The sequence below is a fragment of the Variovorax paradoxus genome, from assembly GCF_029919115.1.
Taxonomy (GTDB): domain Bacteria; phylum Pseudomonadota; class Gammaproteobacteria; order Burkholderiales; family Burkholderiaceae_C; genus Variovorax; species Variovorax paradoxus_O.
The window spans coordinates 5,062,466-5,079,895 of record NZ_CP123990.1; the positions used below are offsets into that span (position 1 = coordinate 5,062,466).

13 protein-coding genes are annotated in these 17,430 nt (G+C 66.0%); 7 read left to right on the forward strand and 6 right to left on the reverse strand.

Annotation, left to right across the window (positions count from 1 at the left end):
• The first annotated feature begins 79 nt into the window (after positions 1-79).
• Positions 80-1,093: a zinc-dependent alcohol dehydrogenase family protein gene (locus QHG62_RS24220; protein WP_281148161.1), complete on the forward strand. Its 1,014-nt coding sequence runs from the start codon at positions 80-82 to the stop codon at positions 1,091-1,093.
• A gap of 1 nt (position 1,094) precedes the next feature.
• On the opposite strand, the gene QHG62_RS24225 is transcribed toward QHG62_RS24220, so the two are convergent.
• The 6 genes from QHG62_RS24225 to QHG62_RS24250 form a co-directional block, all read right to left on the reverse strand.
• Positions 1,095-2,279, reverse strand: coding sequence for an amylo-alpha-1,6-glucosidase (locus QHG62_RS24225; protein WP_281148162.1), 1,185 nt, complete (start codon positions 2,277-2,279; stop codon positions 1,095-1,097).
• Positions 2,280-2,497: 218 nt separating this feature from the next.
• A complete protein-coding gene (locus QHG62_RS24230) occupies positions 2,498-3,673 on the reverse strand; it encodes a BMP family ABC transporter substrate-binding protein (protein WP_281148163.1) in 1,176 nt (391 codons plus the stop codon).
• A 50-nt stretch (positions 3,674-3,723) separates the two neighbouring features.
• A complete protein-coding gene (locus tag QHG62_RS24235) occupies positions 3,724-4,644 on the reverse strand; it encodes an ABC transporter permease (protein WP_281148164.1) in 921 nt (306 codons plus the stop codon).
• Position 4,645: 1 nt separating this feature from the next.
• A complete protein-coding gene (locus QHG62_RS24240) occupies positions 4,646-5,791 on the reverse strand; it encodes an ABC transporter permease (protein WP_281148165.1) in 1,146 nt (381 codons plus the stop codon).
• Positions 5,784-7,310, reverse strand: coding sequence for an ABC transporter ATP-binding protein (locus QHG62_RS24245; protein WP_281148166.1), 1,527 nt, complete (start codon positions 7,308-7,310; stop codon positions 5,784-5,786). The genes QHG62_RS24240 and QHG62_RS24245 overlap by 8 nt, the downstream gene beginning before the upstream one ends.
• A 469-nt stretch (positions 7,311-7,779) precedes the next feature.
• Entirely contained in the window at positions 7,780-8,808 is a 1,029-nt protein-coding gene (locus QHG62_RS24250) for an AraC family transcriptional regulator (protein WP_281148167.1), read from the reverse strand.
• 140 nt (positions 8,809-8,948) lie between these two features.
• Here QHG62_RS24250 and QHG62_RS24255 point away from each other — a divergent pair, with 140 nt between their 5' ends.
• The 6 genes from QHG62_RS24255 to QHG62_RS24280 all read left to right on the forward strand — a co-directional run bounded on the left by QHG62_RS24255 (position 8,949) and on the right by QHG62_RS24280 (position 17,430).
• A complete protein-coding gene (locus tag QHG62_RS24255; RefSeq protein ID WP_157616060.1) occupies positions 8,949-10,121 on the forward strand; it encodes an isovaleryl-CoA dehydrogenase in 1,173 nt (390 codons plus the stop codon).
• 150 nt (positions 10,122-10,271) lie between these two features.
• Positions 10,272-11,954, forward strand: a complete 1,683-nt coding sequence (locus QHG62_RS24260; protein ID WP_281148168.1) for an AMP-binding protein — start codon at positions 10,272-10,274, stop codon at positions 11,952-11,954.
• Entirely contained in the window at positions 11,951-13,576 is a 1,626-nt protein-coding gene (locus QHG62_RS24265; protein ID WP_281148169.1) for a carboxyl transferase domain-containing protein, read from the forward strand. Before QHG62_RS24260 ends, QHG62_RS24265 begins: the two co-directional genes overlap by 4 nt.
• A 385-nt stretch (positions 13,577-13,961) precedes the next feature.
• Entirely contained in the window at positions 13,962-14,753 is a 792-nt protein-coding gene (locus QHG62_RS24270; RefSeq protein ID WP_281148170.1) for an enoyl-CoA hydratase/isomerase family protein, read from the forward strand.
• A gap of 9 nt (positions 14,754-14,762) precedes the next feature.
• Positions 14,763-15,434, forward strand: coding sequence for a DUF4126 domain-containing protein (locus QHG62_RS24275; protein WP_281148171.1), 672 nt, complete (start codon positions 14,763-14,765; stop codon positions 15,432-15,434).
• Positions 15,427-17,430 carry an acetyl-CoA carboxylase biotin carboxylase subunit gene (locus QHG62_RS24280; protein ID WP_281148172.1) on the forward strand — a complete coding sequence of 668 codons (2,004 nt, stop codon included), beginning with the start codon at positions 15,427-15,429 and terminating at the stop codon, positions 17,428-17,430. Before QHG62_RS24275 ends, QHG62_RS24280 begins: the two co-directional genes overlap by 8 nt.

The following is a 17,430-nucleotide window of genomic DNA, read 5'->3' on the forward strand; positions in this document are numbered from 1 at the left end:
ATTGTCCAGTGGCCACTAGATTGGCCTGGACGGTTGCTCCGGTGTTGCAGCCCCCCGTTCTTTCAAGGAGTGTTTTTGTATGAGCAAGATGGTTCGCTTTCACGAGTTCGGCGGTGCCGAGGTGCTGAAGCTCGAGCAGGTGGCAACGCCGCAGCCCGGAGCCGGCGAGGTTCGCATCGCGGTGCGGGCCATCGGCCTGAACTGGGCCGATGCGCTGTGGCGGCAAAATTTGTACATCGAAGACGCAACCCTGCCCGCCGGCCTGGGCAACGAGGCGGCCGGCACCATCGATGCGGTCGGCCCGGGTGTCAGCGGCTTCTCCATCGGCGACCGGGTTGCGGTTCTGCCGGGAGCCAATCAGGGCCGCTACCCTACGTATGGCGACAGCATCCTGTTTCCCGCAACCCACGTGGTCCGCTACCCGGAGCAGCTCTCCCCGGCGCAAGCCGCCGGCGCCTACATGGCCTACCTGACGGGCTACTTTCCCATGTTCGAAATGGCGCGGCTGCGGCGCGGGCAGACGATGCTCATCACGGGCGCTTCATCTGGCACAGGCATTGCGGCACTGCAAATGGCGCGCGCGGCCGGCATCATTGCCATTGCAACCACCCGCACGGCGGCCAAGCGCCAGGCGCTCTTCGATGCGGGCGCGGCGCATGTGGTGGTCACGCAAGACGAAGACGTGGTCGAACGCGTGCTGGCGCTCACCGACGGCCGCGGCGTCGACCTGGTGTACGACGGCGTGGGCGGCGCGCAGTTGGAGCGTCTCGGCGGCGTGGTCGCGCAGCGCGGCTGGTATGTGCTGTACGGGCTCTCCGGCGGCGCGGAGCTCAGGTACCCGGTTCTTGCGCAGTTTCGCAAGAGCTGGCGCTTTCATGTCTACACGGTGCTGGAGTTCATCGGCTCGCCCACCATGGGCCTGCCGCGCGACCAGGACGCCTTTGGCCGCGGGCTGGGATTCGTCAACGAGGGCCTGGCCAGCGGCGCCTTGCAGATGCGCATCGACCGCGGCTTTGCGCTCGACGATGTGGTGCAAGCGCACCAGTACCTCGAGCGCGCAGGTCACGTCGGCAAGGTCGTTCTCACGGTCTGATCTACCAGGCCGCCTCGCCGCCCTGCAGCGCCCGATGCGCAAGCAGGAAGGTGGCGGCGTTCCAGCTCTGGCCCGCCATGCCCATCGGCACCAGCGTGCGGCCATGGAACCACTCGGTAAAGCGCCAGTCGCCGAGCTGGTTCACATGCGCCAGGCGCGCGAGCTCGGGCCAGGCCTGGTCATGCAGGCCCATGTGTGCAAGCGCCATCACCCAGAAGCCGCCCACAAAGGGCCAGATGCCGCCGTTGTGATACTGGTGCACCACGTTCTGCTGATGGCGCGCCATGTACGGCCGCCACAGCGCATGCTCGCGCGTGAGCGGATGCAGCACCACGCGCACCGGGTAAGGCTCGCAGGCGCGCGCCGCCGCAATGGTCTTGACGATGCGCCGCGCCATCGAAGAATCCGCCAGCCCGCTCTGTATGGCCAGCACGTTGCCGAACACGTCGCCCTCGTTGCCCACGAACGAAAGGTTGACGAAGCTGAGATACAGGCCCGGGTCGTCCCGCCCGCGGCGCGCGTAGTGGCGCAGCAATCTTGCGCGGTGGTACTCGGGCAGGTCTTGCTGGAACGGATTGAACAGGTGGTTGAAGTGATGCTCGGTGGCTTCGGCGTGCTCCAGCGCGAAGCGGCGCTTCACGTCGTACCAGAGTGCGTTGGTGTACAGCACGTAGCCCGAGCGGGGCATGATGTCGGCCCAGTCGCTGGCCTCGTTCTGCTGCAGCAGCCGAAAGTGCTGGTGCTCCTGCGCCAGCAGCCAGCCGATGGCGCGCTCCGCCTCGCCGCTCCAGTGCGAGGCCCCCACCTGGCCGTGGCGGCGCACGTGGTCCACCGCAATCAGCCACCACAGCGTGGCATCGATGCAGCCCAGGTACCAGAAGTCGGCATCGAGTCCTTCGGGGTCGACGTATTTTGGAATCTGCCCGTTGGCGGCCTGCTGCGCCGCCAGTGCATCGAGGCTGGCGACCGCGCCTTTCTCCAGCGCGGGCACGCCGCTGCCGCACATCGCCATCACGCAAATTGCGGCATCGCGCCCGAAGATGCGCGTGTAGCGCCGCGCCACCGCGGCCTCTGTAGGGCTCGCGGCCAGGATGCCATGCGGCGTGAGGTTGCGCTCCAGGAGCTGGATCGAAGCCCGGGCGCAGTTGTCGATCAGCGCGAGGGCGGTAGCGTCAAGTTTGGTCATGGGTTCGATAGGCTTGCAGAGGCAAGTATTACAGCGCTGGCAGTGCTGTCCGTAACAGCATGCGGAGCAGCCACCCGCTGTCGCCTCAGCAGGCCGACGCGGCCAGGGTCCAGCGCGAGCAGCGGGCCGTTAAGCGCGTGCGCGAGTTGACCTCTAGCTGCGCAAAAACAAAAAGGGCCGCCTGCGGCGACCCTTTTTTAGCGCAACGCTCGAAGCGATTACTTCTTGTCGCCGCCCGGCACCTTGCCTTCCACGCCCTTGACGTAGAAGTTCACGCCAGAGAGAAACTTGTCGTCGGCCACGGCATCCTTGGCAACCACTTCCTTGCCGTCCTGGCCGAGGATCGGGCCTTTCCAGATCGCAAAGCTGCCGTCCTTCAGGCCCTTTTTCACTTCTTCGACCTTGGCCTTGGTTTCGGCCGGCACGTCTTCGGCGATGGAGACGATGTCGATGGCGCCTTCCTTCACGCCCCACCAGCTTTGGCCGGTGGCCCACTTGCCGTCGAGCGCATCTTGCGTGGCCTTGATGTAGTACGGCGCCCAGTTGATGGTGGCCGAGGCCAGGTGGGCCTTGGGGCCGTAGGCGGTCATGTCCGAATCCCAGCCGAAGGCGCGCTTGCCTTTTTCCTGTGCGGTCTTGAGCACGGCCGGCGAGTCGGTGTTCTGGAACAGCACGTCGGCGCCGCCGTTGATGAGGGCGGTGGCGGCTTCGGTTTCCTTGGGCGGGCTGAACCATTCGTTCACCCACACCACCTTGGTGGTGATCTTCGGGTTGACCGACTGGGCGCCGAGCGTAAAGCTGTTGATGTTGCGCAGCACCTCTGGAATGGGCACCGAGCCGACCACGCCGAGCGTGTTCGTCTTGGTCATGGCACCGGCAATCACGCCGGCCATGTAGGCGCCTTCGTAGGTGCGGCTGTCGTAGGTGCGCATGTTCTCGGCGGTCTTGTAGCCGGTGGCGTGCTCGAACTTCACGTCCTTGCTGTCGGCCGCGACCTTGAGCATGGGCTCCATGTAGCCGAAGGTGGTGCCGAAGATCAGCTTGTTGCCCTGGCCGACCATGTCGCGGAACACGCGTTCGGCGTCGGCGCCTTCGGGCACGCTCTCGACGAAGGTGGTCTTGATCTTGTCGCCGAATTCCTTCTCGAGCGCCTTGCGGCCGTTGTCGTGCGCGAAGGTCCAGCCGCCGTCTCCCACCGGGCCGATGTATGCGAATGCGATGTTGAGCGGTGCAGCCGGCGCGGGTGCGGCGGCAGCAGGCGCCGGGGCGGGCGCAGGGGCCGCAGCGGGTGGCGCCGCCTCTTCTTTCTTGCCGCAGCCGATCAGGGCTGCCGAAGCCACCGCAGTCAGGGCGGCGAGCTTGAGCAGGGAAGAGCGCTTGTTCAGATCATTCATTGTCGGAAATCCTCAAAAAAGGACAGGTTGGCGGAAAACGAAAAACGAGATTATGAGCCGGGGTAGAACGGCTTTCCGATGGAAGCCGGCATGTTGACGCGAATGAAGGCCGGATTGCGCGAGATGAGCGCCAGCACCACGATGGGCGCGATGTACTGCAGCATGCTGAGGAACTGCGGCGGCACGTCGACGCCGCTGCTCTGCAGGTGAAAGCCCAGCATGGAGACACCGCCGAAGAGGTAGGCGCCCAGCAGCACGCGAATCGGCCGCCAGGTGGCAAAGGTGGTGAGCGCCAGCGCGATCCAGCCGCGGCCCGCGACCATGCCCTCCACCCATAGCGGCGTGTAGACGGTCGAGAGGTACGCGCCCGCCAGCCCGCACAGTGCGCCGCCCGCAATCACCGCCATGAAGCGGATGCGCCGCACCGGGTAGCCGAGCGCATGCGCCGATTCGGGCGACTCGCCCACCGAGCGCAGCACCAGGCCGGAGCGGGTGCGGTACAGGAACCAGATCAGGCCGAAGGTCAGCACCACGGCAAAGTACACCATGGGGTGATGCCGGAACAGCGCGGGTCCGACGAGCGGAATGTCGCTGAGCACCGGTATGGCGTAAGACACGCTTTCGGGCAACTTGGCCTGCACGAAGTTGATGCCCACGAACGCGGAAAAGCCGACGCCGAAGAGGCTGAGCGCAAGCCCGGTGGCGTACTGGTTGGTGTTGAGCCAGATCACCAGCACGCCGAAAAAGGCCGCGAGCAACGCGCCGGCGGCCATGCCGGCCAGGAAGCCGAGCCACGGGTTGTGCGTGATGACGACGGTCGCAAAGCCCGCGATGGCGGCGCAGAGCATCATGCCTTCGGCGCCGAGGTTGACGATGCCGGCTTTCTCGTTGATGAGGAGGCCCAGTGCCGCAATGGCGAGCACGGTGCCGGCGCTGAGGGTGGAACCCAGCAGGAGTGCGTAGCTGTCCATGTCAGAGGGCTCCTTCGGTCGACCGCGCGGGCGGGGCCGTGAGCGGCGTGCTGGCTTGCAGCGAGCTCGTCGTGTGGATGGCGGCCTTGGCGGCTGCCTTGCGGCGGATGCGGTAGGCAATGAGCGTGTCGCAGGCCAGGAGCGTGAATAGCAGGAGGCCCTGGAACACGCCGGTGAGCGACTTGGGCAGGCCGAGGCGCGATTGGGCGAGCTCGCCGCCGATGTAGAACATGCTCATGAGGATGGCCGAGAACACCATGCCGACCGGATGCAGCCGGCCGACGAAGGCCACGATGATGGCCGCGAAGCCGTAGCCCGCCGGCACATACGGCGTGAGCTGGCCGAGCGGGCCGGCCACTTCGAGCGCGCCGGCCAGGCCTGCGGCGCCGCCGGAGGTGAGCAGCGCGATCCAGATGGCGCGCCGGGCCGAGAAGCCCGCGTAGCGCGCGGCCGCCGGTGCAAGCCCGCCGACCTGCTGCGCGAAACCGGCCCGGGTGCGGAACAGGAACACCCACAGCGCGCCCACGCCCAGCAGCGCGATGATCAGGCCGATGCTCACGCGCGAGCCCTTGAAGAGCCGCGGAATCTGGGTCACGGCCTCGAAGGTTTTCGACTGCGGAAAGTTGTAGCCCTGCGGATCTTTCCAGGGGCCGAAAACCATGTAGCCGAGCAGCAGCGTGGCCACGTACACCAGCATCAGGCTCACGAGGATTTCGTTGGCGTTGAACTTGTCGCGCAAGAACGCGACGATGCCGGCCCACACCATGCCGCCGAGGGTTCCCGCAACCAAAATGGCCACCACGATCCATGAGCCGGTGGTCTTGTCGGCCATGAGCGCGACGCCGCCCGCCGCAATGGCGCCGAACACGAACTGCCCTTCGGCGCCGATGTTCCAGACATTCGAGCGAAAGCACACCGCCAGGCCGAGCGCGATGATGAGCAGCGGCGTGGCCTTGATGGTGAGCTCGCCGATGGCGTAGCCGCTCTTGATGGGCTCATAGAAGAACACGAGCAGGCCCTTGACCGGGTCTTTGCCCAGTGCGGCGAACAGGGCCACGCCGATGAGCACGGTGATCAGCAGCGCCAGGATCGGCGAGGCGAAGGTCCAGAAGCGCGAAAGCTCCGGACGAGGTTCGAGCTTAAGCATGGGCCGCCTCCTTGTTGTTGTTCTTCTCCCAGAGGCCGCTCATCCACTCGCCGATCTGCGGCAGCGTGGCGGCCGCGCGGTCGATCGAGGGAGAAAGCCGGCCTTTGGCAATCACGTGCAGCCGGTCGCTGATGTCGAACAGCTCGTCGAGCTCTTCGCTGACCACCAGCACGGCGCAGCCCGCATCGCGCAGCGCGAGAATTTCGCTGCGAATGAGCGCGGCGGCGCCCACGTCCACGCCCCAGGTCGGCTGCGCGACGATGAAGAGCTTGGGGTTGGCGTCGATCTCGCGGCCGACGATGAACTTCTGCAGGTTGCCGCCCGACAGCGACCGCGCCGCAGCGTTCGGTCCGCCGGCCTTCACGTTGAAGCGCTCGATGATGCCGCGGGCATGCTTTTCGAGCGCCGAGGTGCGGATCCAACCGCCCTTGCCCACCGCATTGCCGCGCGTGAGCAGGAGGTTGTGCGCAAGGCCGAGCGTAGGCACCGCACCGCGGCCGAGCCGCTCCTCGGGCACGAAGTGCAGGCCGAGCGCGCGCCGGGCACGGGGCCTGAGCCGGCCGGCCGGCTTGTCGAACACCCGCACCATCGCGGGCTCGGCACGCACGTCTTCGCCCGAGAGCGCGTACAGCAACTCCTTCTGGCCGTTGCCGGACACGCCCGCAATGCCGACCACCTCGCCGGCGCGCACTTCGAACGAAATGCCGTCGAGGTCGACGCCGAACTGGTCTTCACGCGCAAGAGAAAGCCTGTCGACATGCAGCGCCACCGCACCCGCATGTACCGGCCGGTGCTTGAGCGGCGGCGGCTCGCTGCCGATCATCAGCCGCGAGAGCGACTCGTTGCTCTCGTTCTGCGGATTGCACACGCCCGTGACCTTGCCGCCGCGCAGCACCGTGCAGGCCGTGCACAGTTCGCGGATCTCGTGCAGCTTGTGGCTGATGTAGAGAATGCTGCAGCCTTCGGAGGCGAGCTTGTTGAGCACCGTGAACAGCTTGATGACCGCCTGCGGCGTGAGCACCGAGGTCGGCTCGTCCAGGATCAGCAGCTTGGGGTTGGTGAGCAGCGCGCGGATGATTTCCACGCGTTGCATCTCGCCCACCGAGAGCGTGTGCACCGGGCGCGAGGGATCGATGTCGAGCCCGTATTCGCTCGCCTTGGCCGTGATGCTGCGGGCCACTTCGGCCAGCTGCAGAGACTTGTCGAGGCCCAGCCACACGTTTTCGGCCACGGTGAGCGTGTCGAACAGGCTGAAATGCTGGAAAACCATGCTGATGCCCAGCGCCCTCGCCTGCTGCGGGTTGCGCAGGTTGACGGCCTGGCCGTCGAAGACCACGGTGCCTTCGTCGGGCTTGACCGAGCCGTAGATGATTTTCATCAACGTCGACTTGCCCGCGCCGTTTTCGCCGAGCACGGCGTGGATTTCGCCTGGCGCCACGGCCAGCGAGATGTCGCTGTTCGCGACCACCGCAGGGTAGCGCTTGGTGATGTTCGCGAGCTGGAGTCTGGGGGTTGTCATGCCGGGTTTCGTGGGTTTGTCTCGTTCAACAGCAACAAGCGGGGCAGCTATGAGTTTAGGGCCTGTAAGCGCTATATTCGGTTCCGCGAAGGCATGCCAGGGCGGGCCAATCAAGGCGCGCGACGCCGCCTGTGCGTCCGCACAGGCAAGGAGCGCAACGCCGAGTGGCCCGCCCTGGCATGCCTTCCCTTCGGGTTGGCCGGCAAAGGGGTTGGATGCAAGGCGCCCTCGCGCAGCAAGGCTTGTGACTTGCAAGCGCGGGCAACGCCGCAGACGACCCCTTTGCCGGCCAACCCGAAGGGAAGGCATGCCAGGGCGGGCCACTCGGCGTTGGGGGGGGGGGCGCAGCGAAATAAAGGAGGAGGGGCGTAGCCCCGGGGGACATTCGCGGAGGGGAGTACCCGGTGGCCTTTGCACGCGCCCTGAAAAACAGCCCTCGCACAACACCCCTCGCACAGCAGCAAAAAACCTACAACCCCAGCGCCCGAAAGTCACGCGGCGCGTGCCCAGTCCACTGCAGGAACGCGCGCGAAAAACTCTTCTCGTTGCGAAACCCCACCGCCAGTGCCACCTGCTTGATCGGACGATTGGTCCGGCGCAGCTGCTCCACCGCCATCTCATGGCGCACTTCGTTCTTCAGCACCTGCAGCGATGTGCCTTCTTCGTGCAACTGCCGGTGCAGCGTGCGGCCCGACACATTGAGCAGCGTGGCCAGCGCCTCCGCCGTGGTGGCCTCGCCGGCGCGCGAACGCAGCAACTCTCGCACACGCTGACCCAGCAAGCGGTCGCGGCGGTACTGCAGGATGGTCAGTGGCAGCGCGCGCTTGAGCATGGCGCGCAACGCCCGTTCGTCGCGCTGCAGCGGTAGGGCGAGGTAGCGCTCGTCGAAGCTGATCGTGGCCTGCGGCGCGTCGAAGCGCACCTCCGGCGTGAACATCGGCGCGTAGGCGTCGCGGTGTGGCGGCTCTGCGAACGGAAAGGTGGCGTTGCGCAGGGAAATGCGCGAGTCGATGGCCCAGCACATGTAGCCGTGCATGAAGCGCAGGCTGGTTACCAGGCAGAACTCGCGGAAAGCCTCCTCGAGCGCGTGGTTCTCGGTGATGCGCAGCGTGGCCACGCCGCCCGCCACCTCGAGCGCGAGGCCTATGTCCTCGGTCAGCAGCCGGTGGTGGCGGCACCAGCGCTTGATGGCAACGCCCAGGTCGGGCGAGCTCAGCGATGCGCGGCACAGCATGCCGTAGCTGCCCCAGGGCAGGCGCCGCGAGAACCAGCCCAGCGCCTCGTCGTCCAGCTCCTGCATGGCATGTTCCGAGAGTGCCTCGAACTGCGCCGCCGTGACCCGCGCGCCCGGCCGCACCAGTTCGCGCGGCGTGATCTGTGCCGCTTTCAAGGCCTCGGCCGCGTCGACGCCGTAGCGCTCGTATCCCTTCACGATGGCTCTCACAAAGGCCATGGGGGTGACCGCTCGGGCGGGCTTCAGGAAGGCGGGCGAGGTCATGATTCAGCGAGGCGTGCGTGGCGCAATTTGCAACCATTGTGGCGCCAATTGCGGCGCGGCGAGGCGTAAGCTGCGTTCTTCCAAGCGCCAATCCGCGTGGGTAGCTCTGCGCGCCGACCCCCTCAGAGGAGACAACACACATGCACGATCCCGGCCTGAACTTCGACCTGGGCGAGGACATCGACTCGCTGCGCAGCGCCATCCAGGACTTTGCCGCGAACGAAATCGCGCCGCGCGCCGCCGACATCGACCGCGACAACCTGTTTCCGCACGACCTGTGGCAGAAGCTCGGCGAGCTCGGCCTGCACGGCATGACGGTGAAAGAAGAGTTTGGCGGCACCGAGCTGGGCTACCTGGCGCACATCGTGGCCATGGAAGAAGTCTCGCGCGCCTCGGCCTCGGTGGGCCTTTCTTACGGCGCGCACTCCAACCTGTGCGTGAACCAGATCCACCGCAACGGCAGCGACGCGCAAAAGAAAAAGTACCTGCCCAAGCTGGTGAGCGGCGAGCATGTGGGCGCGCTGGCCATGAGCGAGCCCAACGCCGGCTCCGACGTGGTGAGCATGAAGCTCAAGGCCGAGAAGAAGAACGGCTACTACGTGCTCAACGGCGGCAAGATGTGGATCACCAACGGCGGCGACGCCGACACGCTGGTCATCTACGCCAAGACCGAGCCCGAAATGGGGGCGCGCGGCATGACGGCCTTCATCGTCGAGAAAAGCTTCAAGGGCTTTTCGGCCGGCAGCAAGCTCGACAAGCTCGGCATGCGCGGCTCCAATACTTATCCGCTGTTCTTCGACAACTGCGAAGTGCCGGAAGAAAACGTGCTCGGCGGCGAAGGCATGGGCGCCAAGGTGCTGATGAGCGGGCTCGACTACGAACGCGCCGTGCTCTCGGGCGGCCCGCTGGGCATCATGGCCGCATGCATGGACGCGGTGCTGCCTTTCATCCACGAGCGCAAGCAGTTCGGCCAGAGCATCGGCGAGTTCCAGCTCATGCAGGGCAAGCTGGCGGACATGTATTCGACGTGGCAGGCCACGCGCGCCTATGTGTACGCCGTGGGCAAGGCCTGCGACCGCAACGACCATGCGCGCACATTCCGCAAGGACGCGGCCGGCGCCATTCTTTATTCGGCCGAGAAGGCGACATGGATGGCCGGAGAGGCGATCCAGGCGCTGGGTGGGGTGGGGTACACCAAGGAGTTTCCGGTCGAGCGGCTGTGGCGCGATGCCAAGCTGTATGAGATTGGCGCGGGGACGAGCGAGATCCGAAGAATGTTGATCGGGCGCGAGCTGTTTGCGGAAACCGCCTAGGATGTTTTTCTCCCTCCCCCTCTGGGGGAGGGCAGGGGTGGGGGCAAGCGGCGTTCGATGAAGCACTGCACCGAACAAGCGCCGCTCGCCCCCATCCCAACCTTCCCCCAGAGGGGGAAGGAGCAAGACCAGACGGAGACAAGGAAGGACATGAGCATGACTGCTGCGTTGACCGAAAGCTACGGCAAGGGCGCCACCGACGTCCCCCTCATCGAGCAAACCATCGGCGACTTCTTCGACGACATGGTCGCCAGGCAACCCGACCGTGAAGCCCTCATCAGCCGCCACGAAGGCAAGCGCTTCACCTACCGCGAGCTGCAGGCTGAATCCAACAAGCTGGCAAGCGCGCTGCTGAACCTCGGCCTCGCACCCGGCGACCGCGTCGGCATCTGGTCGCACAACAACGCGCCCTGGGTGCTGATGCAGATCGCCACCGCCAAGGCCGGCCTCATCCTCGTCAACATCAACCCGGCCTACCGCACTTCAGAGCTCGAATACGCGCTCAACAAGGTCGGCTGCAAGGTACTGGTGACGATGGCGCGGTTCAAGACCAGCGACTACCTCGGCATGCTGCGCGAACTGGGCCCCAAGCGCCTGCCGCAGCTGCAGCACACGTTTTGGATCGACGGCAACGCGGCCGCCGATGTGGATGAGCCCGGCATGCGGCGCTTCAGCCAGTTGCTTGCAAGCGGCAATGCAGCCGACCCGCGTGTGGCAGAGGTGCAGAAGACGCTCAAGGCCGCCGACCCGATCAACATCCAGTTCACCAGCGGCACCACGGGCTTTCCGAAGGGCGCGACGCTCACGCACCGCAACATCCTGAACAACGGCTTCTTCATCGGCGAGTGCATGAAGCTCTCGCCCGCCGACAAGCTGTGCATTCCGGTGCCGCTGTATCACTGCTTTGGCATGGTTCTCGGCAACCTCGCCTGCCTCACGCATGGCTCGGCCATCGTCTATCCGAACGACGGCTTCGATCCGCTCACGGTGCTGGAGACCGTGCAGGCCGAGAAATGCACCGGGCTGCACGGCGTGCCCACGATGTTCATTGCCGAGCTCGACCATCCGCGCTTCAAGGAGTTCGACCTTTCCACGCTGCGCACCGGCATCATGGCCGGCTCGCCGTGCCCCATCGAGGTGATGAAGCGCGTGGTGAACGAAATGCACCTGAGCGAAATCACCATTGCCTACGGCATGACCGAGACCAGCCCGGTGAGCTGCCAGAGCAGCACCGACACGCCTCTGGACAAGCGCGTGTCGACCGTGGGCACCGTGCAGCCGCACCTCGAAGTGAAGATCGTCGACCCCGAGACCGGCGCCATCGTGCCGACCGGCCAATCGGGCGAGCTTTGCACGCGCGGCTACTCGGTGATGCACGGCTACTGGGAAGACGAGCCCAAGACCCGCGAGGCCATCGACGCCGAGCACTGGATGCACACCGGCGACCTGGCCACCATGGACACCGAGGGCTACGTCAACATTGTCGGCCGCATCAAGGACCTGGTGATCCGCGGCGGCGAGAACATCTACCCGCGAGAGATCGAGGAGTTTCTGTACCGCCACCCCAAGGTGCAGGACGTGCAGGTGGTCGGCCTGCCGGACAAGAAGTACGGCGAAGAGCTTTGCGCCTGGATCATCGTCAAGCCCGGCCAGAGCGCGACCGACGCCGAGATACGCGATTTTTGCAAGGGGCAGATCGCGCACTACAAGGTGCCGAAATACATCCAGTTCGTCTCCGAGTTTCCGATGACGGTGACCGGCAAGATCCAGAAATTCAAGATCCGAGAAGCCATGACCGAGCAGCTCGGTCTTACGCAAGAAAAGACAGCATGAGCAAACTCGAAACCAAACTGAATGCGCGTTCCGCCGACTTCCAGGCCAACGCCGCGGCGATGCGCGCACTGGTCGACGACCTGCACGCGCAGTTCGCCAAGGTAGAGCAGGGCGGCGGCGAGGCCGCGCGCGCCAAGCACACTGCGCGCGGCAAGCTTCTGCCGCGCGACCGCGTGGCCGAGCTGCTGGACCCGGGCACGCCGTTCCTGGAAATTGCACCGCTGGCCGCGCATGCGATGTACCTCGACGCCAAGGGGGCCGAATCGGCACCCGGCGCCGGCCTCATCGCTGGCATCGGCCGCGTGAACGGTGTCGACTGCATGATCGTCTGCAACGACGCCACGGTGAAGGGCGGCACCTACTACCCGATGACGGTGAAGAAGCACTTGCGTGCGCAGGAAATCGCCGAGCAGAACCGCCTGCCCTGCATCTACCTGGTCGACTCGGGCGGCGCCAACCTGCCGAACCAGGACGAGGTGTTTCCGGACCGTGACCATTTCGGCCGCATCTTCTACAACCAGGCCAACATGAGCGCCCAGGGCATTCCGCAGATTGCGGTGGTCATGGGCTCATGCACGGCAGGCGGCGCCTACGTGCCGGCGATGAGCGACGAATCGATCATCGTGAAGAACCAGGGCACGATTTTCCTGGGCGGCCCGCCGCTCGTGAAGGCGGCCACGGGCGAGGTCGTCACAGCCGAAGACCTGGGCGGCGGCGACGTGCACACGCGGCTGTCGGGTGTCGTCGACCACCTGGCGCAGAACGACCTGCACGCGCTGGCGCTTGCGCGCTCGGCGGTGGCCAACCTCAATGCGAAGACCGCCGCTGAAGGCGCCGACAAGGCCGCCGTGCGCGAACCCGCGTTTCCGCGCGAAGAGCTCTACGGCGTGATCCCCACCGACACACGCAAGCCCTTCGACGTGCGCGAGATCATCGCGCGCATCGTCGACGGCAGCGAGTTTCACGAGTTCAAGGCCCGCTTCGGCGCCACGCTGGTCTGCGGCTTTGCGGAGATCGAGGGCATGCCCGTGGGCATCATCGCGAACAACGGCATCCTGTTCAGCGAGTCGGCGCAAAAGGGCGCGCACTTCATCGAGCTCTGCTGCCACCGCAAGATTCCACTGGTGTTCTTGCAGAACATCACCGGCTTCATGGTGGGCCGCAAATACGAGAACGAAGGCATTGCGCGCCATGGCGCCAAGATGGTGACTGCGGTGGCCACGGCCAATGTGCCCAAGTTCACCATCATCATCGGCGGCAGTTTTGGCGCCGGCAACTACGGCATGTGCGGCCGCGCCTACAGCCCGCGCTTTCTCTGGATGTGGCCCAACGCGCGCATCAGCGTGATGGGCGGCGAGCAGGCCGCGAGCGTGCTGGCCACGGTGAAGCGCGACGGCATCGAGTTGAAGGGCGGCAGCTGGAGCAAGGACGAGGAAGAAGCCTTCAAGGCGCCGATCCGCCAGCAGTACGAAGACCAGGGCCACCCGTATTACGCGACGGCGCGGTTGTGGGACGACGGCATCATCGATCCGGCGGATACGCGGCGGGTGCTGGCTCTGGGTCTTGCTGCTGCGCGCAATGCTCCGATTCCGGAGCCGAAGTTCGGCATTTTCCGGATGTAGCCATGGCACGGCTTTCTTTCGCTTCGGGTGGATATCGGCGTCGCCTTTCGGGGGGCGCACCCGCCGACGGGGTACCTTTCTCCGCGAATGTCCCCCGGCCTGCGGCCTCCTCCCCCTCCTCCTTTATTTCGCTGCGCAAGGCACCCCATCGACGTGTGCGTGATGAACGTCGGTCGTTGATCGGCTGTACACCAGCAGCGTGCCCAAGTGCACAGGGCATCGGGTGCTCCGCGCAGCGAAATAAAGGAGGAGGGCTGGCGGGGTGCCTTGCGCAGCGAAATAAAGGAGGAGGGGCGCAGCCCCGGGGGACATTCGCGGAGAGGAGTACCCGGTGGCCTTTGCACACGCCATGGAAAAAACGCGCACCACGCCACGGATCACATAAATGACCTTCACCAAACTGAAACTGGAAGTCCAGGACACAGTAGCGCGCATCTGGCTGGACCAGCCCGACGCACGCAATGCCTTCGACGACATCGTCATCGCCGAGCTGACCCAGGCCTTCACCGAAGCAGGCGCCCAGCCGCAGGTCAAGGCCATCGTGCTCGGCGCGAACGGCCCGGCCTTCTGCGCCGGAGCGAATCTCAACTGGATGCGCCGCATGGCCGACTACACCCGCGACGAGAACATCGCCGACGCGGGCAAGCTGGCCACCATGCTGCGCACCATTGCCGAATGTCCCAAGCCCACCATTGCGCGCGTGCAGGGCGATGTGTACGCCGGTGGCATGGGCCTGGTGGCGGCCTGCGACATGGCGGTGAGCGTCGACACAGCCTGGTACTGCCTGAGCGAAGTGAAGATCGGTCTTGTGCCGGCAACCATCAGCCCCTATGTGCTGCGCGCCATGGGCACACGCGCATCGCAGCGCTACTTTCTTACGGCCGAGCGCTTCACCGCCGCCGAGGCGCACCGCATCGGCTTCGTGCATGAAGTGGTCGCGGGCGCCGACGCGCTCGATGCCAAGGTCGATGAACTGGTGAAGGCGCTCACCAGTGCCAGCCCGGCCGCGGTGCGCGCCTGCAAGCAGTTGATCGCAGATGTGGACGGACGCGAGATCGACGATGCGCTGATTGCCAAGACCGTCGAGGGCATTGCCGACATCCGCGCGAGCGACGAAGGCCGCGAAGGCGTGCAGGCCTTCCTGCAGAAGCGCAAGCCGTCCTGGCTCGGCCGCTGAGTGCACGCCATGAACGCGCTCGACATGCCCCAACTGCTTGCCCTGGCCGCTGCGGTCGGCTGGGCCAGCGGCGTGCGGCTGTACCTGGTCGTGCTGCTCACGGGGTTGGCCGGCTACTTCGGCTGGGTGCCTCTGCCCGGCGGACTGCAGATGCTTGCGCATCCGGTCGTCATTGCGGCCAGCGGCTTCATGGTGTTCATCGAGTTCTTCGCCGACAAGATTCCCGGCCTCGATTCGCTCTGGGACGTGGTGCACACCGCCATCCGCATTCCGGCCGGCGCGGCGCTCGCGGCCAGCGTGTTCGGCGCCGACCATGGCGCGATGGCCGTGGTTGCGGCGCTGCTCGGCGGCGGCTTTGCGGCCACCGCGCATGCCGCCAAGGCCACCACGCGCGCGGCCATCAATACATCGCCCGAGCCGTTCTCCAACGTAGGCGCTTCGCTGGTCGAAGACAGCATGGTGCCCGCCGGCTTGTGGCTGGCGGTGGCGCATCCGCTGGTCTTCCTGGTGCTTTTCGTGCTGGTGCTTGTGCTCAGCGCGTGGCTCATCCGCAAGAGCTGGCGCTTTCTGAGGGCACTGTTCAGCCGCGTTGCGCGCATCTTCAGCGGCCGACCCGATCCGGGCGTCGTCCCTGCATTTCAACTGAAAAAGAATCCTCCGGGAGACACTCCGAATGTTTAAGAAGATCCTGATCGCCAACCGAGGCGAGATTGCCTGCCGTGTTGCAGCGACTGCCCGCCGCATGGCGATCCGCACCGTGGCCGTGTACTCCGACGCCGACGCGCATGCCAACCACGTACGCGCCTGCGATGAGTCCGTGCACCTGGGCGGCAGTGCACCGAAAGACAGCTATCTGCGCTGGCAGAAGATCCTCGAAGCCGCCAAGGCCACGGGCGCCGAAGCCGTGCATCCGGGCTACGGCTTCCTGAGCGAGAACGAAGAATTCGCGCAGGCCTGCGCCGACGCAGGGCTCGTCTTCATCGGCCCGCCGCCCTCGGCGATCAAGGCGATGGGCCTGAAGGCCGAGTCGAAGCAGCTGATGGAAAAAGCCGGCGTGCCGCTGGTGCCCGGCTACCACGGCCACGACCAGGACCCGGCGCTGCTGCAGCGCGAGGCCGACCGCATCGGCTACCCGGTGCTCATCAAGGCGAGCGCGGGCGGCGGCGGCAAGGGCATGCGCGCGGTCGACAAGGCGGAAGACTTTGCGGCGGCGCTCGCTTCGTGCCAGCGCGAGGCGATCAACAGCTTCGGCGACGATGCGGTGCTGATCGAAAAGTACGTGCAACGCCCGCGCCACATCGAGATTCAGGTGTTCGGCGACACCCACGGCAACTACGTCTACCTGTTCGAGCGTGATTGCTCGGTGCAGCGCCGGCACCAGAAGGTGCTCGAGGAAGCGCCCGCCCCCGGCATGACTGAAGCCATGCGCAAGCAGATGGGCGAGGCCGCCGTGGCTGCGGCGCGCGCCGTCAGCTACGTAGGCGCTGGCACCGTCGAATTCATCGTCGAGCAGCGCGAAGGCGGCGAGATGAACTTCTTCTTCATGGAGATGAACACGCGCCTGCAGGTGGAGCACCCGGTGACCGAGGCCATCACGAGCCTCGATCTGGTGGAGTGGCAACTGCGCGTGGCGTCGGGCGAGCCGCTGCCCGCAAAGCAGCAGGAGTTGCAGATTCACGGCCATGCCATCGAGGCGCGCATCTGCGCCGAGAACCCCGACAACAGCTTCCTGCCCGCCACCGGCACATTGCGCGTGTACCGCAAGCCGCAGGCCACGGCTTTCCAGCGCAGCCGCGTGCGCATCGACGACGGCGTGCGCGAGGGCGGCGAGATATCGCCGTTCTACGACTCGATGATTGCCAAGCTCATCGTGCACGGCAGCACGCGCGACGAGGCTTTGGCGCGGCTCGATGCGGCGCTGGCGCAGGTACAGATCGTCGGCGTTTCGACCAACGTGCAGTTCCTGCGCGGCATCTTGGCGACCGAATCGTTCTCGAAGGCGAACCTCGACACTGCGCTGATCGAGCGCGAGCGCACCGTGCTGTTCGACCGCGAGGCACTGGGGCTGCCGCTGGCCGCTGCCGCCGCCATCACCCGCACGCTGATCACCGAACGTCCGGCCGGTACCCCCGACCCGTTCGAGCGTCGCGACGGCTGGCGCGCGATGGGCGAGTACCGCCGCCACTTCGACTTCGAATTCCGCGGTGCCGAGCAGACCGCCTTGCTGACCTACAAGCGAGACGGAAGCCTGTGGCTCGAAGCCGGCGGCGTGCAAGGCCCGCTGGTCGTGGGCCAGTTCCCGACGGGCGAGTTCGAAGTCGAGTTCGCGGGCACGCGGCAGACGCTCGATGTGCATCTGGACGGTGCCACGGCCCATGTGTTCGCGTCGAAGGGCGCGACCAGGATCACGGCCGTCGACCGGCTGGCCCATGCCGGCGACACCCATGCCGAAGGCGGCCGGCTCACTGCGCCGATGCCCGGCAAGGTCGTGTCGTTCGCGGTCAAGGCCGGCGACAAGGTCAGCCGCGGCCAGCCGCTCGCGGTGATGGAAGCCATGAAGATGGAGCACACCATCGCCGCGCCGGCCGACGGCACCGTGGAAGAACTGATGTTCTCGCCCGGCGAGCAGGTGGCCGAAGGCGACGAGTTGTTGCGAATGGCCGCGGCGGCGGCTTGA

Bases quoted from the DNA above. Each gene is read 5' to 3' on its own strand.
- QHG62_RS24275 (WP_281148171.1), top strand. From the start codon at position 14,763: ATGAACGCGCTCGACATGCCCCAACTGCTTGCCCTGGCCGCTGCGGTC.
- QHG62_RS24280 (WP_281148172.1), top strand. From the start codon at position 15,427: ATGTTTAAGAAGATCCTGATCGCCAACCGAGGCGAGATTGCCTGCCGT.
- QHG62_RS24235 (WP_281148164.1), bottom strand. From the start codon at position 4,644: ATGGACAGCTACGCACTCCTGCTGGGTTCCACCCTCAGCGCCGGCACC.
- QHG62_RS24270 (WP_281148170.1), top strand. From the start codon at position 13,962: ATGACCTTCACCAAACTGAAACTGGAAGTCCAGGACACAGTAGCGCGC.
- QHG62_RS24220 (WP_281148161.1), top strand. From the start codon at position 80: ATGAGCAAGATGGTTCGCTTTCACGAGTTCGGCGGTGCCGAGGTGCTG.
- QHG62_RS24240 (WP_281148165.1), bottom strand. From the start codon at position 5,791: ATGCTTAAGCTCGAACCTCGTCCGGAGCTTTCGCGCTTCTGGACCTTC.
- QHG62_RS24230 (WP_281148163.1), bottom strand. From the start codon at position 3,673: ATGAATGATCTGAACAAGCGCTCTTCCCTGCTCAAGCTCGCCGCCCTG.
- QHG62_RS24255 (WP_157616060.1), top strand. From the start codon at position 8,949: ATGCACGATCCCGGCCTGAACTTCGACCTGGGCGAGGACATCGACTCG.
- QHG62_RS24265 (WP_281148169.1), top strand. From the start codon at position 11,951: ATGAGCAAACTCGAAACCAAACTGAATGCGCGTTCCGCCGACTTCCAG.
- QHG62_RS24250 (WP_281148167.1), bottom strand. From the start codon at position 8,808: ATGACCTCGCCCGCCTTCCTGAAGCCCGCCCGAGCGGTCACCCCCATG.
- QHG62_RS24225 (WP_281148162.1), bottom strand. From the start codon at position 2,279: ATGACCAAACTTGACGCTACCGCCCTCGCGCTGATCGACAACTGCGCC.
- QHG62_RS24245 (WP_281148166.1), bottom strand. From the start codon at position 7,310: ATGACAACCCCCAGACTCCAGCTCGCGAACATCACCAAGCGCTACCCT.
- QHG62_RS24260 (WP_281148168.1), top strand. From the start codon at position 10,272: ATGAGCATGACTGCTGCGTTGACCGAAAGCTACGGCAAGGGCGCCACC.